Origin of the sequence: Actinoplanes oryzae (assembly GCF_030757795.1) — a bacterium.
Lineage (GTDB): Bacteria > Actinomycetota > Actinomycetes > Mycobacteriales > Micromonosporaceae > Actinoplanes.
This window is the reverse complement of sequence record NZ_JAUQWH010000080.1, coordinates 1-25,896: the sequence shown is the minus strand read 5'-3', so window position 1 is coordinate 25,896 and position 25,896 is coordinate 1. Positions and strand designations below refer to the sequence as shown.

Genomic DNA, 25,896 nt, shown 5'->3' with positions numbered 1-25,896 from the left:
ACCCGTCTGTCGTGGACGGCCCGAGGGAAGGTTGCACCCCTAGGAGCTCTCGATCGCCCGCCGCCGCATGACCACGTCGGTGAGGGCCTGACCGAAGATGCCGTTGACAACCCCGCACGACGCGCACGCGAAGTTGCCGTCCAGCAGGCCGCCGCAGTGCGCGCACACGCCGTGGTCACGCGGATCCTGGTACGCCCGCAGGGCCGCCACCAGCGCGGCGGCCACCGGCTCCCGCAGCACCAGCCGCTCGGAGCGTCCGGCCAGGTCAACGGTCAGCTCGCCGGCGGCCGCGGCGGCCGGGTCGAGGGCATCGATGCGGGTGACGAAGTCGCGCAGAGCCTGCAGCACGTCGGACGGCATGGCCACGACCCTACTCACGTAGTCAATCCACTAGCCGGAATGCTCCGCCGATCGGTCGCACCCGATCCGCCTGTGTGTGCGGAATCGGCCTCCGAACCGGTGCATCGCTCCCGGGCCCCTCCCCGCGCGCGGCCCGTTCCGCCAAGCTTCAACCATCGATCACGGTCCCTCGGAAGGAGCCTGGCGTGGGTTTCTCGAACAGCTCGACGGCGCAGCTGCGCGCGGAACGGCTGCGGGCGGCCAACGCCGCCCCGCAAGGCATGTACGCCAGGCGACCCGTGATCGGCGAGACCCGGACGAGGCTGGTCCGGACCGGCGCCGGACGGCTGCGCGAGCTGGCCGGGCGCGGCGAGCTGGCGGCCGTCGCGGCGCGCGCGCAGGGGGCCGAACGGACCGCGCTGACCGGCGCCGCGTACGACCTCGCCTGGCCGATCGTTTTCAGTCGGCTGACCCGCCGCTTCGAGCTGCAGCGGGGCCACGCCGCCTGCGCCGCGGGCGTGTCGAACCTGGCCGACGACTGCCTCGACCGCTTCCACGACGACGTCGAGGCCGTGGTCGAGGACCTGCTCGCGCACGCCGACCGCCCGATCGCCAACCTCGACGCCTGGGTCGCGTCCCGGCTCAACGCGGCGACCGTCGACGCCTACCGGCGCCAGCGTGGCCGCCGCGGCGCGCTGCAACGGCCGCGGCTGCCCGGCTGGCTCGCCGACGCCCTCGGCCACGACGGCTGGCTGACCACCCTGGCCACGAACATGCTCGTCTGGGTCGGCACCACCGGCACCGCCGGCCACGAGGTCTGGCCGCTCGAGTCGTGGGCGCAGGAACGCGGCCGCCGCACCGGCGACTGGCCGGGCAGCGACCCCGCCGCGGTCGCCCGCGAGGTCGAGCACGTCCTGGCCGTCATGCGCCGCAGGCCCGCCTGGTACGAGTCCTACGTGGAACGCCCCCTCGGCGCCAAGCAGGCCCCGGTGGCGGCGGCCCCGGCCCTCGACGCCTACGGCGAGCCGGCCGCACCCCTGCCCCTGGGCGACCCGGACGCCCACGTCGAAGCGGAGCTGCAACGCCTCGCCGCCGACGCCGTCCGCGCCATCGACCAGCGCCTGGGCGGCGGCGAACCCCCCGAACAAGCGGTCGCCGAAGTCATCCGCACCGTCTTCGGCGGCGTCTTCACCGGCACCCTCGACCGCGCCCCGCACGGCGCTGCCGACCCGCTGGGCGGCGTGACCGGAGCCCTCGCCAACCGCTCCACCCTCAACCGCATCATCGAAACCGCCGTCGACATCGTCACCGACCCCGGCCCGCGCTGACCCCTACACCCCGAGGACCACCAGGCCCTTCGCGCCGGCGCCCACCAGACGACCGCCGGCGATCGCCGAGACCACGGACAGCTGCGGCACGGTGGCGACCTTCGCGCCGGTGGCCGCGTTGCGGACGGCCACCGGCCGGCCGGCGAGCGACACATAGACCAGGCCGCCCGCGCGAAGCGGCTGGCCCACCTCGGCGCCGAGTCCGGCCCTCCAGACCCGCCTGCCCGAGGGGACGTCGTAAGCCGCCAAAGAGGTGCCGGTCGCGAGGTACAGCCGCCGTCCGTCGGTGGCGACCCGGCCGGACACCCGGTCGGCCGACCATGCCACAGCGCCGGTGGACACACGGATCGCCTTGAGCGACCAGTCCGCGCTGTCCCCGACGAAGAGCCAGTCCCCGTACGCGGCCAGCGGGGTCCACGCGGACGACCAGCTGCCGGTGGTCCGCCCGGTGACCGCGTCCACCCGTCGCGGCACTCCACCCTGGGTGATGAGCACATCGTTCCCGACCGGGACCAGCGAGAACAGGGTCCGCCTCCCGTCGGTGTTGTCGCCGTCGGCCCACACCCTGGTGCCGTCGGCCAGCCGGTACGCCTCGACGTTCGGCTCGGTGCCGTAGTCGTTGCCGCTGACGATGACCATGCCCCGGGTGACGATCAGCTGAGCGGCATCGGTGTTCGGCGATTGCCGCCACAGCAGGCGCCCCGTCGCCAGGTCGAAGGCGCACACGTACCCGTCGGCGTCGCCGCCCTCGATGCCGCACAGGCTGTCGCTCGAGGTCACCACCACGGTCGTGCCCGCGACGACCAGGTGATAGGCCAGCCGGTCGAAGAAGATCCGGGTGTCGCGCCACACCGTGCGCCCGGTGGCCGAGTCGCGGGCGACCAACCCGGACGTGTCCTGGGTGAGTGTGAGCCCGCCGGCGACGACCGGGCCGACCCTGCCCGGGCAGTCGGACGGTGCCGCGGGGGCGGTCCAGCGCGGCTTCAGTCTGCCGATGGTGGAGCTGTTCAGCAGGTTTTCACCGGGGTTGTAGAACGACCTGCCGGAGTCGGAGCCGGGCTGCGGCCACGTCGACGGGCCGGCAGCGGGCGCCGGGGTGGCGGGAACGGTGGCACCAAGGACGAGGACCGCAGCCACGGCCCACACGCGTCGGATCATGACGGGGACTTTAAGGGCAGATATACGTGATTCGGCGCATATGCCGCCCTTGGTGGCGTTGCCGGTTCCCGGACATCACAGCTGGTGCGTGCGGGGGGAGCGGGCCAGGTAGGCGTACGGGTAGGGCAGGGGTTTGGCGCCCGCGGCGGTGAGGCGTTCGATGTGCTTGTCGTCCAGGGTCCAGCCGGTGGCGCCGAGGTTGTCGGCGAGCTGGCTCGGGGTGCGGGCGCCGATGATCGGGGCGGTCACCTGCGGGCGCTGCAGGAGCCAGCGGAGGGCGACCTGGGCGGGGGAGCGGCCCGTCTCGTCGGCGACGGCGAGCAGCGTGTCGGTGATCGTCCAGGTGCGCTCGTCGACGCTGTTCTCCCAGTCGCCCAGCCACGGCTGCTTGTCGGCCTCCCAGCGGGTGTCCGGCGGCGCCTGCGTCATGCCGCGGCGGTACTTGCCCGTGAGCCAGCCGCCGCGCAACGGCGACCAGGGGATGATGCCGACGCCCTCGTTGCGCGACACCGGCAGCAGGTCGAGCTCGATATCGCGGTCGATGAGGTTGTAGAGCGGCTGCGCGGCCACGAAGGGCTCCCAGCCGCGGTGCCGCGCCAGGTCGGCGGACTTCTGCAGCTGCCACGCCGCGTAGTTGCTGACGCCCAGGTGGCGTACCTTGCCGGCCCGGACGAGCCCGTCGAGGGTGGACAGTGTCTCCTCGATCGGGGTGCCCGCGTCGAAGCAGTGCACCTGATAGAGGTCGATGTAATCGGTCCGCAGCCGGCGCAGGCTCGCGTCCACGGCGTCGAGGATGTGCCGCCGGCCCGCGCCGATGTCGTTCTCCCCGGAGCCGGTGGCCCAGAAGAACTTGGTCGCGAGCACCACGCTGCCGCGCGCCTGCCGGGCCAGCCAGCGGCCGATGATGGTCTCGGACGCGCCGCCCGCGTACACGTCGGCCGTGTCGATGAACGTGCCGCCCGCCTCCACGTACTGGTCGAGCAGCCGGTGCGAGGTGGCCTCGTCCGCCTCGTTGCCGAAGGTCATGGTCCCCAGGCCGAGCTCGCTGACCCGCAGTCCGCTGGCGCCGACGTATCTGTGCTCCATGTGACCATCCAAACACCACCGGGCACGATCCGGCCATCCATGGTCGCCGTCATGAGCCTGTGCCCGCGGCGCCGCCGCCCGGCTGTCCGAGAGCGGTGTCAGGTGGCCCGGCCGCCTTCCGCGCGGGAGCGACTGCGGCGCGCAGTTCTCTCTCCAGAAGCTGTCGCAGGCGTTCGCGCTGCTCGGGACTCAGGGCCATGCCCTTGTCTGGCGGACGGCGAGCTGATTCGATCGACACATGTCGACGTGGTGGGTGCGTTCCTCGGCTGTCCTCGCCCTGCTCCTGCCCGGGGCCGCCGCCGCTCATGCGGCTCCGCGCGGAACGAGCTTCCTCGACCACCCGGCGCTGCTGGCCTCCGCCGCGGAGCCGGGTGGCACCCTCGCCGAGCCCGACTGGTACGAGGCGAACATCCCCTTCGTCGACCTGCCCGACGCCGACCTGGAGGCCACCTACTACTACCGGTGGCGCACGTTCAAGGAGGCGCTGAAGTACACCGGCGCCGCGGACGGCTGGATCGTCACCGAGTTCCTCGGCCCGGTCGGCTACTCCGCGCCCTTCGGCGGCATCAACGCCGCGGCCGGGCACCACCTCTACGAGGGGCGCTGGCTGCGCGACCGCCGCTACCTCGACGACTATCTCGACTACTGGCTGACCGGCTCGGGATCCACGGCCAAGCCCGCTACCGAGGAACTCAACAAGAACACCACCGACTGGGCCCACCAGTACTCCTTCTGGGCCGTCGACGCCGCCGTCGCCCGCGCCGAGGTGACCGGCGACTGGCAGTTCCTCGTCGACCGGCTGCCCGCGCTGCGCCGGCAGTACGAGGGCTGGAAGACGTCGAACTACGACAGCGCCCGCGGCCTCTACTGGCAGACCCCGGTGTGGGACGCCATGGAGTACACCGCCGGCTCCTACCAGACCGCGGATCCCTACCACGGCGGCGACGGCTTCCGGCCGACGCTCAACGCCTATCAGTACGGCGACGCGCTCGCACTGGCGGCGATCCTGCGCCGGGCCGGGGATCCCACGACCGCGCGACGGTACGAGCGTGAGGCGGCCGCCCTGCGTACCAACCTCGGCAAGCTGTGGCACGGGACCTTCTACCAGCACGTGCAGCGCGACACGTTCGCGCCGATATCCGACCGGGAGCTGATGGGATACGTCCCGTGGTACTTCCACATGCCGCCGGCCTCCTCCGCCCCGGCCTGGGCGCAGCTGACCGATCCGCAGGGCTTTGCCGCGGCGTACGGGCCGGCGACCACCGAGCGCCGCAGCCCGTGGTTCATGCACGAGGCGACGGACGGGTGCTGCCGCTGGGACGGCCCGAGCTGGCCCTACGCGACGAGCCAGACCCTCACCGCCCTGGCCAACCAGCTGCTCGGCTACCCGGCCCAGTCCGCCGTCGACCGCGCCGACTACCTGGCCCTGCTGCGCGGATACGCCCTGACCCAGCGCAAGGACGGCCGCCCGTACGTCGCCGAGGCGCACCACCCCGACGAGAACCGCTGGCTCTACGACAGCCACGGGCACAGCGAGGACTACAACCACTCCACCTACACCGATCTGATCCTCTCCGGGCTGCTCGGGATCCGGCCGCAGGCGAACGCATCCGTGCGCATCGCCCCGCTCGCCCCGGCGTCATGGGACCACTTCGCCGTCGAGAACGTGCCGTACCACGGGCGGGAGCTGACCGTCGTGTGGGATCGCGACGGGACGGCGTACGGCAAGGGTGCGGGTTTCCGGGTGTGGATCGACGGCGCACTCGCGCTGAGCCGGCCCACCGTGGGTGACGTCACGCTGCCCGTGGACACCGTCGCCCGGGCACAGGATCCGATGGTCGACGACGCGGTCAACGTCACCGGCGCCGGATATCCGAGGGCCACCGCCTCCTACACCTGGCCCGGCGACACCCCCGCCGACGCCATCGACGGCCAGGACTGGCACCTCGACGTGCCGACGACGCGCTGGACGAACTACGGCACCCCGAACGCCTCCGACTGGCTGCAGATCGACCTCGGCGCGGCCAGGGCGATCTCGGACGTGCGCATCGCCTTCTACGACGACGGCGGCGGCGTGCGGGCCCCGGCCTCGTACGCGCTGCAATATCTCGACGGCACCACCTGGCGCGACGTCCCCGGCCAGCGCCGCGACCCCACCACCCCGGCCGGCCGCGCCGTCAACCGCATCACCGTCGACCCGCCCCTGACCACCGACCGCCTGCGCGTCACCGCACCGGGCGTCTTCGGCATCACGGCCCTCCAGCTGTGGCGTCCCGTGACCGCCTCCGGCGGGTGAGGTGTGAAACGCGGCGCGGCGGGCATGCGCGCCCCATGAGCAAGGCGGTGGCGGCGTCCAGCGAATGGGTCGACGACGACGGGGTGCGACAGCCCTGCGGCGAGGTGCACGCGTGGGAGCAGGGGCAGAACCAGACGGTGTGCGGGCTGCCGCTGCACAAGGCGCGGCTGCGGCGCTTCCCGCACGTACCCTTCGACTTCCGGCCCAGCGACCAGCTGACGTCCGCCGACCAGATCGGCCACATCTGCCGCCGCTGCGTCGCCGCCACCACCCGCCGCGGCGAGCGCGCCTGGACCCGCCAGTCGCCCCGCCCCTGAGCGACGCCCCTGTCGGGTGAGCCATTCTCCGCGTTTGCCCGCATAAGCCGCACCCGTCGGCGACCGCATCCCGGCGGCCTCGTTGAGCGCTGCGCCCGGGATCCTCGTCGTGGTCCCGGCGGAGAGCGGGGACAACGATGGGGGAACCGACAGCTGCGGAGCAGTTCGTCACCGGGTTCGCGCGGCGGATCGTCGCCGCGCTGGCGCCGGACGAGCTGGTGGTGTTCGAGCCGGTGAGCCGGGCATACCTGAGCGACCCCGGCGGCGTGATCGACGCGCGGTCCCGCCCTGACGCGGAGCTCGGCTCGGGTATCGACACGGTGGTGCTGGCGCTGACCCCGGTGGCGTTGTCGGTGGCGACCACCGTCTACGAGCACCTGCTGGGCCGGGCAACCGACCTGACCGGACGCCGGCTCGTCAAGGCTGTCAAGGGGCTCCGGAAACGCCGCGATCCGGTGCCGTCCGGGCCGGTCGGCGCCGAGACGCTCGAGGAGACGGTCGCCGGGGTGCGGCAGCTGGTCGGCGTCCGTACGGATGATCCGCGGCTGGCCGACCAGTGCGCGGAAGTGGTCCGCGCCCTGCTGGAGCACCACGCGTGAAAGTCCCCGGCGAGGACGTGCCGTCCGGCACGACCCAACGTCTCGTCACCCTGATCGTGCTGGCGGTGTCGTCCACCGTCTACCTGCACGGGAGCATGGTCGCGTTGTGGCCGGTCGACGGGACGCTGCCGGGCCCCGGCTGCGAGGTGCGGACCGGCGCGTACGTCAGCCCCACCAACACCGACGCGGAACGCCACGCCTACAACGAGTGCATGGCTGGGACGATGGCGTGGCAGCTCGGCTGGCTCCTCGCCGGCCTGCTCGCCCTGGCCCTGGTCACTGCGGCGTTCTACTACACCCGGCCGGGCCGGCAGATCCGCCGGGCCGGGCTGCGGCCGCTCGCCGAGTTCCCGGAGATCAGGGACAGCCTGCGGGCACCCCTGGGCGCACTGGTGGCCAGGGCCGGGGTGCGGCAGCCCGAGTTCCTGCTCGACGCGACGAGCATGCGGGCCGGCGGGCTGGCCTTCGGTCGCGGCCGCCGGCCCCTGATCTGTCTGGACGCGGGCCTGGTCGCGCTTGCCGGGCGGGACCGGCCGGCCTTCGAAGCCATCGTGTTGCACGAGCTCGCCCACGTCCGGCACCGGGACGTCACGACCACGTTCACCACACTTGCCGTCTGGCGGGCTTTCCTGCTCGTGGCGGTCGTGCCCTATCTGATCGTGGCCGCCGACCCGCTGCTGCTGAGCCACGACCCGTGGCGGTTGCCGCCCTCCTTCCCGCTGGCCAACGAGTTCGGCGCCGGTGTCGCCGGTCGGCTGAGCCTGCTGATCGCGCTCATCTACGTCGCGCGCACCGCCGTGCTGCGGTCGCGGGAGCTCTACGCCGACGCGGCGGCGGCCGCTTGGACGGGCAGCAACGACCCCTACCGGTCGCTGACGGCGCAGCCCCGGCGGCGGGTGCTGCGCTGGATCGCCACCCATCCGAGCCGGGGGGCCCGCGATGCCGTGCTGCGGGACGCCACGCTGCTGCTGCGGCCCGGCTTCGCGGAGGTGTTCGCGGGCGGGCTGGCACTGCAACTTGCGTGGCAGCACCTGAGCGCGGCGCTGGGGCAGCTCAACGTGGTGCGGTACGGCAATCATTCGTACGACATCATGACCTGGCTGTGGGCGGCCGGGATCGCTGCCTGGATCTGGGTGATCGCGCGGCGGGGAGCGGCATACCGGGAGGCGGGCGGCACCGGGCGGGTCTTCGCGCGCGCGGGACTGGCACTGGGCTGCGGGCTGTGCCTGGGGTACGTGGCGGCGCTGCAGACCAATGGCGTGGCGGTCGACGGTTTCGTCACCATGCCGGGTCTGGTGGTCATGGCACTGCTGGTCGGCACGAGCGTGGTGCTGTGCGGCTGGGCCGGATACTGCGCCCGGCAGCTCGGGGCACGCTCCGGCGGCTGCAGCGGTCTGCTGGTCGCGGCGGCGCTGACGGTGCTGGCCGCAGCGAGTGCCGGCCAGCTGCACGGCCAGCGGTTCACCGCCGACAACACGTGGACCGCCTTCCTCAACCCGGCGCTGCGACAGGCGGGCACCTACGCCGCCGGCATCCCGGGTCTCGCGGCGGATGCGCCGGTGACCGGTACGACCGTCATGGTGTTCATTTTCGCCGGCCAGAAGATCACCGTCGTGGGGGTCATCGTCTTCTGGCTCGTGCCGCTGCTGCTCACCCACGGCTGGACCGGGCGCATCCGGTACGGGACGATCGCGGCGGCCGTCGCCTTCGGCGGATGGGCCGTCGTCGTGGGGCTGCTGCGTGTGACGGCCGGGCACCCGGCCGGCGGGCAGGGTGCCCTGGTGTCGTCGGCCTGGGAACTCACCGTGGCGGCCGCCGGTCAGCTCGTGATCGCGCTGGCCGTGGCCCGGCGGCGGGACTGGGTGAGCGCGGCGTGGGCCACCTGGCTGCTGGCCGTGCTGTGCTGCGCCGCCACGATCGAGTTGCATCGGCGGGCCGGCTGGCAGGTGGACAGCATTCTCGCCGCGCGGCCGCTGCAGGTGTTACCGGCGACAGGCGCCGTGGCGGTGCTGATCGCCCTGGGCGTCCGCACCCGGCGTCCTGCCGGGGTGACCGGGCCCGGACGGTGGTGGGCGTCCGTACCCGTCGCGACGGCACTGGCCGGGGGCCTCGCCATGACGGTGTGGTCGCCGGCGGCCGGTCATGCCGTGCCGGTGCTGGCGCCGCCGCCCCTGCCCACCGCGGCGCAGCTCGCCGTCGAACGCGATCACCGGCTGATCACCTGGCTGATGGGCGGCGGACTGATGACCCTCGGTGACATGAACCAGGCGAGCTACGCCTACCTGATCGGTGACCGCGACGGGCACACCGAGGCTGCCCAGGCCGCCGTGTGCCGCCGGCAGCGGGCTGCCGCGGATCGCGCCGCGGGCTTCCCGCCGCCGCCCGACGACCGGCTCGGCGTGGAGTACCGGGCCGCGATCCGCGAGCTGCGCGACTTCACGAGCTCGTGCCCCGACAACCTGCCTGCCCTGTACCGCAGCGCGGATCACCTCGCGGAGGTCTACCGCGGGACGGTGTCCAGGGCACTCCCGGACTGAGCCGCCAGCCGGGCCAGCGCTTCCGCCGACGGGCTGCCCGGTTCCGCGTGGTACATGACCAGCTGCAGCCCGTCGGCGCCCAGCACCGCCAGTTTCTCGCGGCGCAGGGACAGGTCGCCGGCGTGCGGGTGGCGGATGGTGCCGCTTCCGCTGCCGCCGCGGTGGACGTCGTGGCGCGCCCACAGCCGGCGGAAGCGGTCACTGGCTTGCGACAACTCGGCGATCAGCTCGGCCAGGCGCGGATCGTCCGGGTCCGTGCCGGTTTCCGCGCGCAATTGCGCCACCACGCTCGCCGTGTTGTCCTCCCAGTCCGGGTGGTATTCGCGCGCCGCCGGATCGGTGAACAGCACCCGCAGCCGATTGGTGCCCGGTGCCATCAGCGGCGACAGCGCCACGGCCAGAGCATTGGCGGCGAGCACGTCGCGATAGCGGTTGACCACGAATGCCGGGACATTGATCGTGTCGAGCAGCATCCGCAGGCCGGCCGGCACCTCTTCCACGCTGCGCGGCCCGCGGCGGCGCGGTTGCGGGCGGGCCAGTTCCCGCAGGTACGCGGTAGCGTCCGCATCCAGCCGCAACACCCGCGCGACGGCCTCCAGCACCTGCGCCGAGGGATTGCGGTCACGACCCTGCTCGAGCCGCAGGTAGTACTCGGCGCTGATGCCGGCGAGCAACGCCACCTCCTCGCGGCGCAGACCCTTCACCCGGCGTAGCCCGGTCGCGCGCAGCCCCACGTCCTCCGGGTGCACCAGCTCGCGGCGTGCGCGGAGAAAGGCGCCCAGCTCGTTGTCCATGGCTCTGTTCCTGTTCCTCGTGGTACCGGTAACACCGGGGATCTGCCCGCTTCCCGCCCGCCCGCGAACACTGAATCTATGACACGAACGTGGTTCATCACCGGCGTCAACAGCGGATTCGGCCGCCGCATGACCGAGCAGCTCCTCTCCCGCGGCGATCGCGTCGCCGGGACCGTGCGCAAGCCTGACTCGGTACGCGACTTGCAGGACCGGTACGGTTCCCGGTTCTGGGTCGCCCAGCTCGACGTCACCGCCCCGGTGCGCGCGACCGTCGACCGGGCCTTCGCCGAGCTCGGCCGCATCGACGTCGTTGTCAACAACGCCGGCTACGGCCTCTTCGGCGCCGCCGAGGAGCTGACCGACGACCAGGTCGTCCAGCAGATCAACACCAATCTCCTCGGCTCGATCCAGGTGGTCCGCGCGGCGCTGCCCCACCTGCGGGCGCAGGGCGGCGGCCGGGTCATTCAGATCTCCTCGTACGGCGGGCAGGCCACCAATCCGGGCGCCTCGCTCTACCACGCGTCGAAATGGGGGATCGAGGGCTTCATCGAAGGCACCGCCAAGGATGTCGCCCCCTTCGGCATCGGCATGACAATCGTCGAGCCCGGCGGCGCCCGCACCGAGTTCCGCTTCGACAGCCTGCACTTGGCCACCCCGTTGCCCGCCTACGACAACACGCCCGCCGCCATGGTCCGCGGAGCCAGAGATCGCAGCCGCCCGCCCCTGGGCGACCCCGCGAAAATGGCCGCCGGCATCATCGCGAGCGCGGACGTCGAGCCGGCGCCGATGCGGCTGGTGCTCGGCTCGGACTCGTACGGCTTCCTCACCGCCGCCCTGCGCGAGCGCCTCGCCCAGATCGAGCCGCAGCAGGCCTCCGCCGCCTCGACCGATGCCGTCGCGTCACCGCAGCAATGATCGGCGGAGCGTGTCGAGCAGCCATTCTTCGGCGTCGTCGAGGGACCAGCCTGACCCATCCCGACGAGGTCGCCGCGGCGCTACTGGCCCTTTAATTCCTTCGCCGCCCGCACCAGATCGGCATTGCTGCGCGCGGTGCTCCCGTCCGGCAGCAGGACGGAGTCCTCGAAACCGACCCGCGTGTCGTGCCCGCGCCGGAACGCGTCACGCACCAGGGGCCAGGTCCACTCGTTCATGCCGTGCGTGAGCCGCGGACACGTGGAGCCGGCCGCATCCAGCGCGTCGTTGATGTGCTGCGCGATCGCGGCCGGCTCCCCGGTGAGGAAATAGGGCTCGCCCGCATCGAGCTCGATGCTGATCCGCCGCGCCTGCGGGAGAATGCCCCGGGCCCGCGGCAGCTCGGCGGGCGCCCACAAGCCGACGTCAATGCCGATGCCGACGTCGGTCATCGCCGCCATGACCCGCTCGAAGCCGTCCTCGGAGAGATTGACCGTCGCGCAGTCGACGCCTTCCCACTCCCGGATCATCGCCACGCGCTCGCGAAGATCCGGCACGATCCACGCCCCGGTGGTCAATCCGATCTCGACCGTCGGATCGAGCTCGCGCACCCGCCGGCACGTCTCGTTCACCACGGCCGGATCCAGCGTCTCGGCCCCGGCCGCGTCCCGGACATGCAGATGCACCCCGGTTGCCCCGGCCGCGAAACACTCCCGCAGCTCCGCGAGTACCTCGCCGAGCGACACCGGCATGCCCGGATGGACATCTTTGCCCCACGGCCCGTTCGGCGTCACCTGCAGCATCATGCCCGGCGCCAATGCTGGGACCCGCCGGTGTCGCGCACGACGATGCCCTCCTTGGCGAGTTCCCGGCGCAGTTCTTCCGCGTCGCCCGCGTCCTTCTTGGCGAGCGCACGTTCGCGCGCTTTCAGCAAGGCGTGCTCGGCCGGCGACAGGTCCGGCAGCTCCGGGACCCAGCGCCGGAAAAGCGCACCGTACGGGTCGCCGTCGCGCCACGGGAAGCCGTGCTCGCGGAACGCGGCGGCCACCCGGTCGTCCTGCAGATCCGACTCCTCGCGGACCAGCTCGGTGGAGTCGCGGCCGAGGATCACGAGGTGGTCGTCGTCGAGGAACACGGCGCTGGTGTCCGTACGGGAAATGGTGTGGGTGTGGCCCTTGCGGGTGATCACCGCGGCCGTGCCGTCGACGCTGATCCGCAGATCCTCGTAGCGCCCGATCGCCCCGATGACCGATCCGCCGACGAGTCCGATCGCCGCCGCCACGACCGACGCGGCCGGATCGGGAACCGAATCGAGCCATTCCAGCGCGAACCGCAGAGGCACCCACGGCAGATCGAGCAACCAGCCGGCGGCCCGCTCCGCCCCGAGCAGGACGGCCCCGCCCACCACCGGGATCAGCCCGTAGTAGACCCACGCCGGATGGGCGACGACCGTGGGCTTCACGGCAACCGGCGCCTTCCCGCGAATCCGAGGTCGGCGCGGTGGTACCAGGTCAGTTCGGTCTCACCCTCGAGCCAGCACAACAGCACCGGCACCCCGTCGAGGTCGGCCGGGAAGTCGAGGAGCAGAGGCGCCATGCCCTTCAATTCCGCGCCGGTCTGCTGCACCGTCGTCATCAATTCGTCGAGCCGCGCCTCGACGGCCTTCCGCTCGGGCAGACCGCCCAGATCCGTGGTCTGCCCGCCGGGCACCAGCGCCGCGGAAAGCTCCACCATGTCCGCGCGCCGCGCCACGATCTCCTCGAGCACGGGCAGCAGCGTCGCGAGTTCGGCGCGCGCCTCCTCCACCATGAAGAGCCCCATCAGCGATGCTCCGCCAGCCAGGCCCCGAGCAGCCGCGAACAGTCCGCCACCGACTGCTGCCAGCTCTTGGCGGCCCCGGCCCCGGCGTCGTCGCTGACATGCTTCACCAGCCGCACCGGCACCCCGAACTGCCGGGCGGCGGCCGCAACGGCATAACCCTCCATGTCGACCAGGGAGGCATCCCGGGCCAGCCGGTCCCGGGCCGCGTCGTCGCTGACGAACGCGTCCCCGGTGGCCAGCACGGGCCCCTCCGGATCCCCGACCAGCAGCGGCGGCCCGGTGACCTCCCCGGTCAGCTTGAACAGCACGTCGCCGTCGAGATCATGCTGCAGCACCGTGCCGACGACGTGGATGCCGGTGACGCCGGGGCGCAGGCCGCCGGCCGTACCCAGATTGATGATCTCGCTGGGCCGCGGCCCGCCGCCGAGCGCGGCCCCCACCGCCAGCGCCGCGTTGACCTTGCCCATCCCCGTGACGAGCACCGGCAGATCCGTCCCGAGATGCTCCGCCTCCGCCGGCACCGCCACGACCACCAGCGGCCGCCCGGCCTCGATCAACCCCACCATGTCCACCCGGCGATCCTAGCCAAGGACCACGACGGCACCGGTCCCCTCAGGAGCCGGTCGGCCGCCGCGCCTTGGCCGCCGAGCCGCGGACCTGGTCCGCCGGGTACCGCCGGCCGGAGTCGGCGAGTTTGTCCCGGGCGGCCTCGACGAGATCGACGCCGAGCACGTCCGCCAGCCGGACCAGGTAGATCATGACGTCGCCCAGCTCCGCCCGGACCTGGCCGGCGAGATCGCTCTGCATGACCGAGCTCGACTGCTCGGGGGTGAGCCATTGCAGCTCGGCCAGCAGCTCGCCCACCTCGCCGGCCAGGGCCATGGCCAGGTTCTTCGGCGTGTGGAACTGTTCCCAGTCCCGCTGCACCGCGAAGGCCCGCACCTGCTCGCGGAGATCGTCCACATCCATCCCGTCACCCGTCGCCTGCGATGGTCGTGGGGTCGACGATACGAGGCGCTGGTCAGAGGCCGCTGCCGGTCAGGGTGTTGCCGGCGACGGTGTAGATGTGGCCGGCGGCCACGGTCACCCGGTTGGTGGAGGCCAGGCCGCTGGTCCAGGTCGTGGCGATGGGCTGACCGTTGGCGGCGTTCATGACTCCGACGGTCCGGCCCTGGACAGCGGCGTAGACGAGGCCTCCGGCGCGGACCGGCTGTCCCACGTCGCCGAGGAAGGTGCGCCACCAGACGCGTTTGCCGGTTGTGACGTCGAAGGCTTCGACGGTGCGGCCGGTGGGGTGGTAGATGCGGCGGCCGTCGGTGGCGTTGCGGCCGGCGGCCTTCGGGGCGGTCCACTGGGAGGCGCCGTTGACCGCGTTGAGGCTGATCAGGGTGCCGGCGCCGTTGGTGACGAAGAAGCGGTCGGCGGTGGCCATCTCGGCCTGCCACTTCTGGGGCCTGGTCCAGAGGGCCTTGCCGGTGGTGACGTTGACGGCCACCATCTGCGCGGCCGTGGTGCGGGTGAGCAGCAGGCGCCCCTGGGACGCCACGCCCGGGGACGTGAAGCGGGGGAGGGTCCAGCGCAGGCGGCCGGTGGTGACGTCGAGGCCGCGTACGGTCGGCAGGTCCGACTCGGACTCCCCGCCCACGGCCACGACACTCCGGTCGACGACCAGCGAGTCGACGGGCGTGTCGAATTCCTGTGCCCAGCGCTGCCTGCCGTTCGTCACGTCCAAGGCGCGCACAGTGCCGTTGGGGTCGCTCGCCGACTGGCAGCCGCTGGTGCCGGCCAGGAGCAGACCGTTGCTGACGGCCAGGTACGGCGTGGACTTGTCCTCCGGGTTCTGCCACGTGTGCTGCCACAGCGGTTTGCCGGTGCCGGCCGCATAGGCGCCGATGCCCGTGGTGTCGGCCACGAACACGCGGCCGCCGGAGACGAGCGGCGGCGCCGGGCGGGTGCAGGACTCGCCGGCCGCCTCGGGCAGGTCGGTCGTGAAGCGGTCGGCGACCTTGCCCATCGTGGTGGCGTTGATGGTGGTCTCGCCCGGGTTGTAGTAGGTCTGCCCGGGACCGTACCCGGGCTGCGCCCAAGCACCGGCGGAGGCGGCGTCCGCGGCGGCGCCGGACGTGGCCGCCCCGATCAAGGTCAGCGAGGCGACTCCGGCGGTCAGCCCGATCCGCAGGCAACGTGCAGCGAACACCCATCCTCCAACGAACTTTGCCCGATATGTCGGAATCAGGGTAGCGGCAGGGCCGGGGGCGGGCCGTCGCGGCGGGTCCTACGCTGGCGGCATGGCATCCGAGAGGCTCACGGGGCAGCAGATCGCCGACGAGAAGCTCACCGGCTGGACGTACTTCCTCAACCGGCTGCGCACCCGCGTGGCCACGCCCGACTTCACCACCGGGCTGGCGCTGGTCAACGCGATCGCCGCCGAGGCCGAGCGCCGCGACCACCATCCCGATCTCGCCCTGCGGTACACCTTCGTCGACATCACCCTGACCAGCTACGACACCGGCGGCGTCACCGGCCGCGACGTGCGTCTGGCCCGGGCGATCTCCACCCTGATCGCGGGCGCCGGCCTCGCCCAGGAGTGCGCGAGCGTCAGCCTGATCGAGCTGGGCCTCGACACCCCGCAGGCGGCGCCGCTGATGCCGTTCTGGGCCGCCGTGCTCGGCGCCGAGGTGGTCGACGGCGACGTGCGCGATCCCCACGGCGTCCTCCCGGCCGTCTGGTTCCAGCAGTCCGGCAGCGAGGAGCCGCGCCAGCGCTGGCATCCGGACATCTGGGTCGACCCGGCGCAGGTGCGGCCCCGCATCGACGCCGCCGTCGCGGCCGGGGGAGCGCTCGTCGACGACTCCGAGGCGCCGTCGTTCTGGGTCCTCGCCGATCCCGAGGGCAACCGCGTCTGCCTGTGCACGTGGCAGGACCGATAGAAAAGCCCAGGCCGGGGTACGTCTCCGGGGGTGACCGACACCGTTGACCTGGCCGCCACGCTCGCGCCCGACTCGCCGCCCGCGCCGCACAGCGCGAGCGGGGAGGAGGTCGTGACGCACGATCTGAGCGCCGTCGCGCCGCCCGCGCGACCGGGGCGCCGGTGGATGCCGAAGCGCGTGGTCGCCACACCCGCGGCCTACGACCACCCGCACGGGCTGCGGATCATGTCCCGCGTCGAGGAGCTGGGGCTCGAAGTGGAGCGGCTGGGATCCAACCGGCTCAGCGGGATCCGCGGCGCGAGCGAACGGGAGACGTACGCCCGGGCGAAGAGCACCCTCGCGATCGTGGTGAGCCCGCCGTCGCGGCGCAAGCTGCAGCCGATCGCGCCGAGCGCGGACTGGCGGTTCGACCTGGCGGAGGGCTGCCCGGCGCACTGCCAGTACTGCTATCTGGCGGGCTCGCTGTCCGGGCCGCCCGTGACCCGCGTGTACGCCGACCTCGACGACATCCTCGCCGGGCTCGCCGAGTACGCCGGCCGGGGCACGATCACCAGCCGCAAGGACGCCCGGCGCCACGAGGGAACGACCTTCGAGGCGTCCTGCTACACCGATCCGCTCGCGTTGGAGCACCTCACCGGCGGCTGGCGGCGCGCCGTCGAGCACTTCGGCGCCTGGGACGCCCCGGTGCAGCTGCGCTGGACGACGAAGTTCGACGACGTGGGCGGCTTCGTGGGGCTCGGCCACGGCGGGCGTACCCGGGTCCGGTTCAGCGTGAACTGCACCCCGGTGACCACGCGTCTGGAGGGCGGCACCGCCACGCTCGAGGACCGGCTCGCGGCGCTGCGGCGGCTGGCGCTCGACGGCTATCCGGTGGGGCTGACCATCGCGCCGATCATGGCGCTGCCGGACTGGCGGATCCACTACGCCGCGCTGCTGGATGCCGTCGCCGCCGCCGTGGACGGCATCCCGGGCCTCGACCTGACCGCCGAGCTGATCACCCACCGGTTCACCCCGGGCAGCAAGGAGGTGCTGCTCGGCTGGTACCCGCGCACCAGGCTGGACCTCGACGAGAGCACCCGCTCCCGCAAGCACGGCAAGTTCGGCGCGGTCAAGTACGTCTACCCGCCCGAGACGATGAAGGCCCTGCGCGGCTGGTTCGAGTCCGAGCTCGCCGAGCGCCTCCCCGCCTGCCGCATCCTCTACTGGACCTGATGCGCCTTCGGGATCACCGCGTGCACCCCGACGGTGCGGTCGACGACCTGGGAGACCTCGAAGTTCGCGGCGGCGGACAGATAGGCGTACGCGATCGCGCGGTCCATGCCCCGGTCGTGCTCGAGGAAGTCCAGGGCGTTGACCACCGCGCGCCGCATGGCGATGTCGAGATCGCTGCCCTGGCCGCCGATGCTGCCGTCGGGGTCGGACAGGCCGATCGGCACCCACGCGTCGGCGGTCTCGGCGAACGGGTATCCGAAGGCCACCGACGGCGCCCCGCGCTTGCCGGGCTTGACGACCGTCAGCCGGTACGTGGCGCGCAGCGAGCCCTCCATCGCCGTCAGCGCCACCTCGCCGTTGCCCATCGCCAGGTGCGGGTCGCCGGCGTAGAACAGGGCGCCCTCCGCGAACACCGGCAGGTAGAACGTGGCGCCCCGGCCGAGCAGGTTGATGTCGATGTTGCCGCCGCCCAGCGTCGGCGGGATCGAGTTCAACGTGGCGTCCGTCAGGGATCCCGCCGCGGCGAAGGCGACGCCCATCATGCCCATGAAGGGATTCAGCGGGAACGCGACGCCGGGCATGACGCCGGTCAGGCCGCGCCGGCTCGCGCGGACGGGCGTGAAGACGGACACGTTGCCGTAGCGGACCGGATCGCCGGTGGGGCGGCCGTCGGTGGCGACCGGCGGCATGATCTCGGCCTCGGTGATCCCGGCCGGCACCGCGCCCCCGGCCAGGCGCGGCAGCGCACCCTTGCCGTGCCGGCTGGACACCACGCCGTACGGCACCCGCGGCAGGACGGACAACACCTCGATCTTGAGGACGTCCCCCGGGGCGGCCCCGTCCACGTGGATCGGCCCGGTCACCACGTGCGGGCCGTCGACGTCGAAGTTCCGGACGGTCCGGTCGTAGGACCGCGCCACGGCGACCGCGTCGGTCAGCACCTCGCCCCGCGCGACGCCGTGCCCGCCGAACCACGCGACCGGATCCCGCCCCTGGTCCTCCAGGATGCCCTCGTGCGAGATCGTGTCCACGGTGACGGTCTCGCCGGAGCGCATCCGCAGCACCGGGGACGCCGTGGTGGACGGCACGTATCCCCAGCGCACCTCGTCGGGACGCGACCGCAGGTAGTGCTTGCCGTGGATCGGTCCCTTGCCCGGCTGCAGGATCTGCCCGATGCCCCCGGCCGCGGCGGGCGCGGAGGCCGCACCGGACACGGCACCGCCCGCCCCGGCGGCCGCGACCGCCCGCAGGAAGGTACGCCGCCCGAGCGCGCTCCTGATCCACGATGCACCGTCCATGCCGCAGTTCTACGAGGGCGCCGTATCCGCCCTGTCGCCACCGCGTGACGGCGAAGTTAATCGATCAATTGATCCATGGGCATGGATGCGAAACCGCCGCGAACGTGGTACGCCAAGAGCATGACGGCGACTTCTGATCTGTTCCGCCGCAAGCCCCTCGACGACGTGAGCGACGAGGGCAGCGGCCATCTGACCCGGTCGCTCGGCCTGTGGCAGCTGACCGCCATCGGGGTGGGCGGCATCATCGGGGCGGGGATCTTCGCGCTGGCCGGGGCGGTGGCGCACGAGACGGCCGGGCCGGCGGTGCTCGTCTCGTTCCTGCTGGCGGGCATCGCGAGCGCGGCGGCGGCGCTGTCCTACGCCGAGTTCGCGGGCATGATCCCCAAGGCCGGGTCCGCCTACACGTACGGCTATGTCGTGCTCGGCGAGGTGGTCGGCTGGTTCATCGGCTGGGACCTGCTGCTGGAGTACACGGCGATCGTCTCGGTGGTCGCGATCGGCATCTCGGGATACTTCTCGTTCCTCATGGGCGAGCTCGGCGCCGACCTGCCCGCATGGATGCTCGGCGCGCCCGGCACCGGCGACGGGCACGTGGTCGACCTGTTCGCGATGGTGTTGTGCCTGCTCATCGCGTACCTGCTCAATCGGGGGATCCGCGCGGCCGCGCGCGCCGAGACGGCCGTGGTCGCGATCAAGATCGCGGTGGTCCTGCTGGTCGTCATCGTCGGCTTCTTCCACGTACGGTCGCAGAACTACCAGCCGTTTTTCCCGTTCGGCATCAGCGGGGCGATCACCGGCGCCGCCACGGTGTTCTTCGCGGTGTTCGGCTACGACGCGATGAGCACCGCCGCGGAGGAGTCCAAGGACGCCCGGCGCCACCTGCCCCGAGCGATCATCTACTCCCTGCTGATCTCCATGGTCCTCTATGTGCTGGCGACGCTCGTGCTGACCGGCATGCAGGACTACCGCGAGATCGACCCGGAGAGCGGCTTCTCCTCCGCCTTCGCCGCCGTGGGCCTCAGCGGCCTGGCCGACGTCATCGCCGTCGGCGCCATCATCGGCATCCTCACCGTGATGTTCACCTTCATGCTCGGCGTCACCCGCGTCTGGTACGCCATGAGCCGCGACGGCCTGCTCCCCGCCTGGTTCGCCAAGCTGCACCCCCGCCGCCGCGTCCCGTCCCGCGTGACGTGGATCGCCGGCATCGCGTCCGCGATCATCGCGGGCTTCCTGCCGATCCGCGAGGCCGCCGAGCTGACGAACATCGGCATCCTGCTCGCCTTCGTCGTGGTCTGCGTCGCGGTGATCGTCCTGCGCTACCGCCGCCCCGACGCGCCGCGCGCCTTCCGCCTCCCCTGGATGCCGGTGATCCCGATCGTCGGCATCATCTTCTCGATCTGGCTGATCACCTTCCTGGACCCGGTGACCTGGCTCCGCTTCGCCGTCTGGTTCGTCCTGGGCGCCCTGGTCTACTGGTTCTACAGCCGCCACCACTCCCGCCTCAACCGCACCGATTCCCCTCGACGTGGCGGCGCTGTCCCGTGACGCCTACGCGCACCGCCGCTACATCGCCGCCGTGCAGGTCACGATGACCTACCACCCGCGGTCCTGAGCTCGTCGGGCAGGCGCCACGGCACGCGCGGCGGGCGGGTGCCGGGGATGCGGCGGCTCCGGCGATGGTGCGGGTCGGCGGCCTGGTACCACTCGCGGCAGAACAGGACGATGAGCACCAGGTCGATGGCGTCGCCGCCGTAGTACATGAGCGGGGAGCCGAGGTACTTGGCGAGGATGCCGTGGGCGGCGAGGAAGCCGATCAGGGCGGCGGCGCGGACCGTGCGGCCCGGCCGGTGCGGGGCCGGGTCGACGCCGATGATCGCGGCCGTGAACAGGTAACCGGACGCGAGGATGTGCAGCTGGACGAGCCCGGTCGCCCGGTGCAGGCCGGTCAGGTAGATCGCCCACAGGCCGGCGGCGTTGAGGACGGCCGCGGTCACCGGGTGCGTGACGACGCGTACCGGGCGGCTGCGCAGCAGGTGCGACAGTGCGCGGGCCTGGGGCACCGGCAGGGCGCGCAGGGCGAGGGTCACGGGCGCGCCGAGGACCAGCAGCAGGGGAGCGGTCATGCCGAGCAGCAGGTGCGCGACGGTGTGGGCGGCGACGTCGTGGTGCGCGGCTGCGGCGAGCGGGCCGTGCACGGCGAGGGACGCGGCGAGGACTCCCGCCATCCAGCAGGCTGCCCGCTCGGTGGGCCACCAGCTGCCTTTGCGGTGTACGGCCAGCATGCCGGCGGCGTACAGCAGGGCCGGCAGGATCATCGGCGCCGGGCCCGGGCCAGCAACGCGACGCCCGCGAGCAGCAGGGCGACGGCGATGACGTTCCAGGTCCAGTCGTACGGGGTGAGGTCCACGTGGTAGCGGATCTGGTGCAGCCGCAGGAGCTTGTGCTGCACCGTGCCGTCGTACAGCTGGAAGGCGCCGGCGCCCGCCAGCAGCCCGCCCCACCAGGACAGGCGCTCGAAGGCGGCGCGCCGCCGCAGGTCCGCGAGCAGGAACAGCGCGGCGATCGTGGAAAACCAGCTGAACGCGTGGAAGATGCCGTCGGACACCAGCCCCGCCGCCGGGGTCGACTTGTCGTAGAAGTGGTGCCAGTGCAGCAGCTGGTGGAACACCGTCTCGTCGACGAAGCCGGCGACGCCCAGGCCGAGCAGCACCCCGGAAAGAGTGTTGCGACCGGCTGCGGACATGACAGCACCTCCTGGGGGCGGGGACGCCGACGCATTCCCCGCCCGCCCCAGGTCAAACGGTCACTGCGTGAGGATGCCGCCGTCGACGAACAGGTCGTGGCCGTTCATGCCGCCGTTGCGCAGCAGGAACTCCGTCGCGTCGGCGACCTCGTCGAGGGTGACCAGCCGCCCGATCGGGGTGCGGGCGACCGCGTGCCCGAGGTCGGCGCCGGCCCAGCGCGGGCTGTCGCCGACCAGCGCCGGGTGCAGGGCGTTGACGCGGATCGGGGCGGCCTCGACGGCGAGGGTCTTCACGAGCCCGGTGATGCCGCCGTTGAACGTGGTGACCACCGTGGACCCCGGGTAGGGGCGCTCCTTGGCGAGCCCGCCGAACAGCACGACGGCCCCGCCGGGGGTGAACCGGTCGTGCAGGGCGCGCACGGTCTCGGCGTACCCGACGAGCTTGGTCGTGACGGCGGTGACCGCGCCGGTGATGTCGAAGTTCTTGAACGTGTTGGGCTGCTGGTGCGAGGCCGTGATGATCAGGTGGTCGACCGCGCCGACCCCGGCGAGCGAGGCCGCGATGGTCTCGGGGTGCGCCAGGTCGACGCCGAGGCCCGTGACGCCCGCGCCGATCTCCTTGGCGACGGCCTCGGCGCGGGCGGTGTCGCGGCCGGCGATGACGACCGAGTCGCCGCGGCTCGCGTAGCGCTCGGCGATGTGGCGGCCGATGCCGGCGGTGCCTCCGATGATGACTGCGCTGGTCATGGTGGGTGTCCCTCCCGGGAGAAGCTTAATGACCACGTGGTCATTAAGAGCGTACCTCGGCTACGGTGGACCCGTGAGCCCCCACCGCCGTGATCCCGAAGGCCATCGCCGGGCCATCCTCGAGGCCGCCCGCGCCAGCTTCGGCGAGCGCGGATTCGCCGGCGCGACCGTGCGCGACATCGCCGCGCGCGCCGGCGTGACCCACGGGCTGGTCCTGCGCCAGTTCGGGTCGAAGGAGCAGCTGTTCCTGGCGGCCGTGCCGGGGCACCGCGAGCTGGACGAGGTCGTCACCGGCGACCCGGCGACCCTGCCCGAGCGGGTCGCCCGCGCCTACGTCGACCGCATGGAGGCCGGCGCCGCCGCCGACCCGCTCGTCGTGCTCCTGCGCAGCGTCGGCACCGACCAGCAGGCCGCGGCCACCCTGCTCGAGGCGATGGCGCGCAACAGCATCGAGGCCTACCGCAAGCTCATGGACGGCGACGACATCGAGGCCCGCGTGGCGATGCTCGGCGCGCAGCTGATCGGCGTCACGGTCAACCGCTACATCGCCCGGACCGGCCCGCTCGCCACGATGACCCCCGACGAGGTGGCGGCACACCTCACGAGGGTGTTGCGGAGCATCCTGTTCGGCCGAGAATGACCGCGTGGGCATCGACGTCGCCCTGCCGGGGCCCGTGGAGCTGCGCCGCGACGGGCTGCACAGCTACATCTCCCGGCTGCGGCGCCGCATCGGGGCGGACGCGATCGTGCACGAACCGGGCGGCTACCGGCTGCGGGCGGACGGTGCTCGCCACCTCCCGGCGGCGCCTCGACGCTGCCGGCGAGAGGGTCCTGCGGCGCTGCCCGCCGCCCGCCGCCGACCCTTCCGCCGGACCCCGGTCAGCCCGCGCTGATCGGGGTCCACGTGACGTACTTGCCCGTCCGGTTGTCGCCCGACGACTGCCCGCGCAGCCGGCGGGTCACCCACGGCAACACGTGCTCGCGGTAGTACCTGGCCTCCTGCAGCAGCCGGCGGCTCTCCTCCGGGCCGGGGTCGACGGCGTGCGCCGCCCGCTCGTGGCCCAGCGCGCTCAGCACCAGCCCGGCGACCCGCTGATGCCCCGCGGCGTTGAGGTGCAGCCGGTCGGCCGACCAGTACGCCGAGCGCCGGATCTCGGTGTCGTGGAACACGTCGACGAGCTGGAACCCGTACCGGTCGGCCAGCTGGACCGTCGCCCGGGTCAAAATCTCGCCGCGCTTGCGCATCATCGCCCCGAAGGGCAGCCGCGCCGACGGGTCCGCCCCGCTGACCACGACCAGGCGCACGCCCGCCTCGGTGATGCGCCGCACGGCCTGCTCGATCAGCCCGATCAGCTTCGGGGTGTCGGTGCCCGGCCGCATCATGTCGTTGCCGCCCCCGTTGAGCGTCATCAGCGTCGGCGCGGGCGACAGCGCGAGCGCCGCCTCCACCTGCTCCCGCACGATCGGCTCGAGCAGCCGCCCGCGCACCGCGAAGTTGGCGTACTCCACCGGCTCGTCCGACCCGCCCGCCAGCCCCGCGGCGACGAGATCCGTCCAGCCGCGGGGAGTGCCGTCGGGCAGCTCGTCCCCCATCCCCTCGGAGTAGCTGTCGCCCACCGCCGCGTACCTCATGCTCATTGCGCAAGTTTAGGGCGCGCGGGGATCTCGGGGAGCGGGCGGTCGGTGGCGGCGACCTCGGTGAGCCTGGCCGCGATCGGGGCGAACAGCCGGGAGGTGAGGAGCCTGTCGGCCACGCCGCGGGCGGCGAGGCCCAGCCTGGTCCGCGGGTACGCGAAGTGCTTCAGCCCCGGCGGCAGCTTCTGCACGTCGTCGACCAGCGGGCGCATCCACGTCTCGTAGGCGGCGAGCGCCTCGGGGAGCTCTGCCGAGGCCAGGTACGCCGCCAGGACGTACCCGCTGGTGAGGGCGAGCGACGCGCCCCCGCCGCCCATCGGGGTCACGCACCAGGCGGCGTCGCCGGCGAGCACCACCCGGCCGCGGTGCCAGGCCGGCATGCGGATCTGGGCGAGCTGGTCGATGTAGACGTCGTCGGAGGCGTCGAAGCCGTCGAGGATCCGCGGCGCCTCCCAGCCGGCGTCGGCGTATCGTTCCCTGACCCGGGCGAGGGCCTCCGGCCGGTCGAGCCGCGTGAGGTCGTCGCCGCCGGCGTAGGAGAGGATCGCGCGAGTGGTGCCGTGGTTGTCGGGGCGCAGGTGGATCTGACGTCCGCCGACCGCGTTGTGCCAGCGCCAGCGGTCGTCGTCGGCCGGCGTGCGCGGGATCGTGCCGAAGACCATGGTGATGCCCAGCTCGCGCCGGTCGACCGCCGGGCCGAAGAGCCGGTCGCGGGTCGCCGACCGGACCCCCTCGGCGACGACCAGCAGATCGGCCCGCAGGCTGCGTCCGCCGGCCGTGGTGACGTCACTGCCGGTCATCTCGCTGACCGTGTCGCCGTAGATCATCTCGACGCCCGGCGGCAGGTGCTCGAGGATCGCGCGGGCGAAGTCGCCGCGCAGCACCTCCAGCTCGGCCGTCGCGCCGTCCGGGCCCTGCGACGGCAGCTCGGCGCGCACGTTGCCGGCGGCGTCGACCAGGACCGTGCCCGTCTCGGTGGTGTTGAGCGCCTTGACCACGTCGAAGAGGCCCATGCGGGTGAGTACCTCGCGGGCGACGCCGCGCACGTCGACGTTCTGCCCGCCGTCGCGGAAGGCCGGCGCGCGCTCGATCACGGTCACGTCCCAGCCGGTGCGGCGCAGCCAGAAGGCGGCGGACAGCCCGGCGATGCTGGCCCCGGAGATCACTGCTGACGGCATAGGATGTCCTCCCTAGAAGCTTTAGAGTAAAGCTACTACACAGTGAAGGGATTTGCATGGCGACCGTGGACCCGCTGACCGCCGACTGGCTCCCCGAGCAGACCGCCGCGATGCAGCGGCTGCGCGACTGGGCCGTCAGCTTCGCCGAGCTCAACCAGCACCTGGCGGCCTGGATGAGCCTGCCCACCTCGGACGCCAACGCCCTGGGCCACATCATCTGGGCGGCCGAGGACGGCAGGCCGCTCACCCCGGCGGACCTGTCCCGCCAGATCGGCATGACCTCGGGCGCCACCACCGTGCTGCTCAACCGGCTCGAGACGGCGGGCCACATCCGCCGCAGCCGCGAGCACGCCGACCGGCGCCGCGTCACCCTGCGGCCCGAGCCGGCCGCCCGGGAGCAGGCGCGCGCCTTCCTCGCCTTCGCCGGCGCCGAGATCGCCGAGGTCCTCACCGGCACCGGCGTCGAGGACCTGCGTCAGGTGGTGGCCTTCGTCGAGCGGCTCACCGCGGCCAGCGACCGCGCGAACAAGCGCCTGTCAGCCACGCGCGGAGCAAAGCAGCCCGACGCGTAGGAACGCCAGGTCACCCGCGGCGTCACGCAGGAAGTCGACGTGCCGCCGCGGCGCGGACACCCCCGGCACCACGAAACTGTCACCGCCGAACGGCATCGCGCGCACCCCCGAGACCAGCAGTGCGTCGCCGTCCGCGACCACCTCGTGCTCGCCCCAGCGTCCGGCGTACGCCTGCGGGTCGTCCCGCATCGGCCCGGGTCGCAGCGCCGGCTCGCGCAACCCCGTCGCCGCCTCGACCGCGTCCAGGGCGATGTCCAGCACCGCGTCCTCGAGCTGCGGCAGCCGCCCGCCGCTGCGATCGCCGACCGCGAGCACCGCCACCGCCGTGCGCCGCGCCGGCACCGACCACAACCGCGTCCGGAACCCGCCGCTCACCCCGCCGTGCCCCGCCACG

The 25,896-nt window shown here is 72.7% G+C and carries 29 protein-coding genes; 12 read left to right on the top strand and 17 right to left on the bottom strand.

All coding sequences use genetic code 11. The annotated features are described in order from the left end of the window. Nucleotides 1–39: 39 nt before the first annotated feature. Nucleotides 40–360: a hypothetical protein gene (locus tag RBH18_RS24465; RefSeq protein WP_306211723.1), complete on the bottom strand. Its 321-nt coding sequence runs from the start codon at nucleotides 358–360 to the stop codon at nucleotides 40–42. Nucleotides 361–545: 185 nt separating this feature from the next. On the opposite strand from RBH18_RS24465, the gene RBH18_RS24460 reads away from it, so the two are divergent. Beyond that, nucleotides 546–1,667 (top strand): hypothetical protein, encoded by a 1,122-nt coding sequence (locus tag RBH18_RS24460; RefSeq protein ID WP_306211721.1) that lies wholly within the window; start codon nucleotides 546–548, stop codon nucleotides 1,665–1,667. 3 nt (nucleotides 1,668–1,670) lie between these two features. On the opposite strand, the gene RBH18_RS24455 is transcribed toward RBH18_RS24460, so the two are convergent. Beyond that, entirely contained in the window at nucleotides 1,671–2,825 is a 1,155-nt protein-coding gene (locus RBH18_RS24455) for an outer membrane protein assembly factor BamB family protein (protein WP_306211719.1), read from the bottom strand. Nucleotides 2,826–2,900: 75 nt separating this feature from the next. Then, complete coding sequence (locus RBH18_RS24450; protein ID WP_306211717.1) at nucleotides 2,901–3,911, bottom strand: aldo/keto reductase; 1,011 nt, start codon at nucleotides 3,909–3,911, stop codon at nucleotides 2,901–2,903. Nucleotides 3,912–4,149: 238 nt separating this feature from the next. Between RBH18_RS24450 and RBH18_RS24445 the strand changes: the two genes are divergently transcribed. The 4 genes from RBH18_RS24445 to RBH18_RS24430 all read left to right on the top strand — a co-directional run bounded on the left by RBH18_RS24445 (nucleotide 4,150) and on the right by RBH18_RS24430 (nucleotide 9,660). Beyond that, complete coding sequence (locus RBH18_RS24445) at nucleotides 4,150–6,207, top strand: MGH1-like glycoside hydrolase domain-containing protein (RefSeq protein ID WP_306211715.1); 2,058 nt, start codon at nucleotides 4,150–4,152, stop codon at nucleotides 6,205–6,207. A 35-nt stretch (nucleotides 6,208–6,242) separates the two neighbouring features. Then, complete coding sequence (locus RBH18_RS24440) at nucleotides 6,243–6,524, top strand: hypothetical protein (protein ID WP_306211713.1); 282 nt, start codon at nucleotides 6,243–6,245, stop codon at nucleotides 6,522–6,524. A gap of 137 nt (nucleotides 6,525–6,661) precedes the next feature. Continuing rightward, nucleotides 6,662–7,123 (top strand): hypothetical protein, encoded by a 462-nt coding sequence (locus RBH18_RS24435; protein WP_306211711.1) that lies wholly within the window; start codon nucleotides 6,662–6,664, stop codon nucleotides 7,121–7,123. After that, the gene (locus tag RBH18_RS24430) at nucleotides 7,120–9,660 is read left to right on the top strand and encodes a M56 family metallopeptidase (protein WP_306211709.1); all 2,541 of its coding nucleotides are present in this window, start codon (nucleotides 7,120–7,122) and stop codon (nucleotides 9,658–9,660) included. The genes RBH18_RS24435 and RBH18_RS24430 overlap by 4 nt, the downstream gene beginning before the upstream one ends. On the opposite strand, the gene RBH18_RS24425 is transcribed toward RBH18_RS24430, so the two are convergent. Continuing rightward, complete coding sequence (locus RBH18_RS24425) at nucleotides 9,624–10,454, bottom strand: helix-turn-helix domain-containing protein (protein WP_306211707.1); 831 nt, start codon at nucleotides 10,452–10,454, stop codon at nucleotides 9,624–9,626. The two genes, RBH18_RS24430 and RBH18_RS24425, sit on opposite strands and share 37 nt — an antisense overlap. Nucleotides 10,455–10,532: 78 nt before the next feature. Here RBH18_RS24425 and RBH18_RS24420 point away from each other — a divergent pair, with 78 nt between their 5' ends. Beyond that, complete coding sequence (locus tag RBH18_RS24420; RefSeq protein ID WP_306211705.1) at nucleotides 10,533–11,369, top strand: SDR family oxidoreductase; 837 nt, start codon at nucleotides 10,533–10,535, stop codon at nucleotides 11,367–11,369. Nucleotides 11,370–11,449: 80 nt separating this feature from the next. On the opposite strand, the gene RBH18_RS24415 is transcribed toward RBH18_RS24420, so the two are convergent. Genes RBH18_RS24415 through RBH18_RS24390 form a run of 6 tightly spaced genes read right to left on the bottom strand, consistent with a single transcriptional unit; the run spans nucleotide 11,450 to nucleotide 15,384 of the window. Next, entirely contained in the window at nucleotides 11,450–12,169 is a 720-nt protein-coding gene (locus tag RBH18_RS24415) for a 3-keto-5-aminohexanoate cleavage protein (protein WP_306211737.1), read from the bottom strand. Next, complete coding sequence (locus RBH18_RS24410) at nucleotides 12,169–12,828, bottom strand: YqeB family protein (protein ID WP_306211703.1); 660 nt, start codon at nucleotides 12,826–12,828, stop codon at nucleotides 12,169–12,171. The genes RBH18_RS24415 and RBH18_RS24410 overlap by 1 nt, the downstream gene beginning before the upstream one ends. Then, the gene (locus tag RBH18_RS24405; RefSeq protein WP_306211701.1) at nucleotides 12,825–13,187 is read right to left on the bottom strand and encodes a DUF2203 domain-containing protein; all 363 of its coding nucleotides are present in this window, start codon (nucleotides 13,185–13,187) and stop codon (nucleotides 12,825–12,827) included. The genes RBH18_RS24410 and RBH18_RS24405 overlap by 4 nt, the downstream gene beginning before the upstream one ends. Continuing rightward, a complete protein-coding gene (locus RBH18_RS24400) occupies nucleotides 13,187–13,753 on the bottom strand; it encodes a nucleosidase (RefSeq protein ID WP_306211735.1) in 567 nt (188 codons plus the stop codon). The genes RBH18_RS24405 and RBH18_RS24400 overlap by 1 nt, the downstream gene beginning before the upstream one ends. Before the next feature lie 46 nt (nucleotides 13,754–13,799). Next, nucleotides 13,800–14,156 carry a nucleotide pyrophosphohydrolase gene (locus RBH18_RS24395; protein ID WP_306211699.1) on the bottom strand — a complete coding sequence of 119 codons (357 nt, stop codon included), beginning with the start codon at nucleotides 14,154–14,156 and terminating at the stop codon, nucleotides 13,800–13,802. Between the two features lie 52 nt (nucleotides 14,157–14,208). Beyond that, the gene (locus RBH18_RS24390; RefSeq protein WP_306211697.1) at nucleotides 14,209–15,384 is read right to left on the bottom strand and encodes an outer membrane protein assembly factor BamB family protein; all 1,176 of its coding nucleotides are present in this window, start codon (nucleotides 15,382–15,384) and stop codon (nucleotides 14,209–14,211) included. A gap of 91 nt (nucleotides 15,385–15,475) precedes the next feature. Between RBH18_RS24390 and RBH18_RS24385 the strand changes: the two genes are divergently transcribed. Further along, nucleotides 15,476–16,117: a VOC family protein gene (locus RBH18_RS24385; protein ID WP_306211695.1), complete on the top strand. Its 642-nt coding sequence runs from the start codon at nucleotides 15,476–15,478 to the stop codon at nucleotides 16,115–16,117. Between the two features lie 30 nt (nucleotides 16,118–16,147). Continuing rightward, nucleotides 16,148–17,329: a spore photoproduct lyase family protein gene (locus RBH18_RS24380; protein WP_306211693.1), complete on the top strand. Its 1,182-nt coding sequence runs from the start codon at nucleotides 16,148–16,150 to the stop codon at nucleotides 17,327–17,329. Here RBH18_RS24380 and RBH18_RS24375 read toward each other — a convergent pair. Then, a complete protein-coding gene (locus RBH18_RS24375) occupies nucleotides 17,317–18,627 on the bottom strand; it encodes an acetamidase/formamidase family protein (protein WP_306211691.1) in 1,311 nt (436 codons plus the stop codon). The two genes, RBH18_RS24380 and RBH18_RS24375, sit on opposite strands and share 13 nt — an antisense overlap. A gap of 120 nt (nucleotides 18,628–18,747) precedes the next feature. On the opposite strand from RBH18_RS24375, the gene RBH18_RS24370 reads away from it, so the two are divergent. Beyond that, nucleotides 18,748–20,172: an amino acid permease gene (locus RBH18_RS24370; protein WP_306211689.1), complete on the top strand. Its 1,425-nt coding sequence runs from the start codon at nucleotides 18,748–18,750 to the stop codon at nucleotides 20,170–20,172. Between the two features lie 38 nt (nucleotides 20,173–20,210). Here RBH18_RS24370 and RBH18_RS24365 read toward each other — a convergent pair whose 3' ends face one another. From RBH18_RS24365 to RBH18_RS24355, 3 genes are read right to left on the bottom strand one after another with little or no spacing between them, the layout of a single operon-like run. Further along, complete coding sequence (locus tag RBH18_RS24365) at nucleotides 20,211–20,942, bottom strand: cytochrome c oxidase assembly protein (protein WP_306211687.1); 732 nt, start codon at nucleotides 20,940–20,942, stop codon at nucleotides 20,211–20,213. Next, the gene (locus RBH18_RS24360; RefSeq protein ID WP_306211685.1) at nucleotides 20,939–21,370 is read right to left on the bottom strand and encodes a DUF2243 domain-containing protein; all 432 of its coding nucleotides are present in this window, start codon (nucleotides 21,368–21,370) and stop codon (nucleotides 20,939–20,941) included. The genes RBH18_RS24365 and RBH18_RS24360 overlap by 4 nt, the downstream gene beginning before the upstream one ends. 60 nt (nucleotides 21,371–21,430) lie before the next feature. Beyond that, nucleotides 21,431–22,117, bottom strand: a complete 687-nt coding sequence (locus RBH18_RS24355; RefSeq protein WP_306211683.1) for an SDR family oxidoreductase — start codon at nucleotides 22,115–22,117, stop codon at nucleotides 21,431–21,433. A 73-nt stretch (nucleotides 22,118–22,190) separates the two neighbouring features. Between RBH18_RS24355 and RBH18_RS24350 the strand changes: the two genes are divergently transcribed. Further along, a complete protein-coding gene (locus RBH18_RS24350; protein ID WP_306211681.1) occupies nucleotides 22,191–22,757 on the top strand; it encodes a TetR/AcrR family transcriptional regulator in 567 nt (188 codons plus the stop codon). A 4-nt stretch (nucleotides 22,758–22,761) separates the two neighbouring features. After that, complete coding sequence (locus tag RBH18_RS24345; protein WP_306211679.1) at nucleotides 22,762–23,010, top strand: hypothetical protein; 249 nt, start codon at nucleotides 22,762–22,764, stop codon at nucleotides 23,008–23,010. Here RBH18_RS24345 and RBH18_RS24340 read toward each other — a convergent pair. After that, on the bottom strand, nucleotides 22,997–23,755 hold the full coding sequence (locus RBH18_RS24340; RefSeq protein ID WP_306211677.1) for an SGNH/GDSL hydrolase family protein: 759 nt from the start codon (nucleotides 23,753–23,755) through the stop codon (nucleotides 22,997–22,999). The genes RBH18_RS24345 and RBH18_RS24340 overlap by 14 nt on opposite strands. Then, entirely contained in the window at nucleotides 23,752–24,930 is a 1,179-nt protein-coding gene (locus RBH18_RS24335; RefSeq protein WP_306211674.1) for an FAD-dependent monooxygenase, read from the bottom strand. Before RBH18_RS24335 ends, RBH18_RS24340 begins: the two co-directional genes overlap by 4 nt. A 56-nt stretch (nucleotides 24,931–24,986) precedes the next feature. On the opposite strand from RBH18_RS24335, the gene RBH18_RS24330 reads away from it, so the two are divergent. After that, nucleotides 24,987–25,502, top strand: a complete 516-nt coding sequence (locus tag RBH18_RS24330; protein WP_306211672.1) for a MarR family winged helix-turn-helix transcriptional regulator — start codon at nucleotides 24,987–24,989, stop codon at nucleotides 25,500–25,502. Here RBH18_RS24330 and RBH18_RS24325 read toward each other — a convergent pair. After that, nucleotides 25,467–25,896 (bottom strand): hypothetical protein (locus RBH18_RS24325; RefSeq protein ID WP_306211670.1); only part of this gene is annotated, 430 nt, incomplete at its 5' end. The two genes, RBH18_RS24330 and RBH18_RS24325, sit on opposite strands and share 36 nt — an antisense overlap.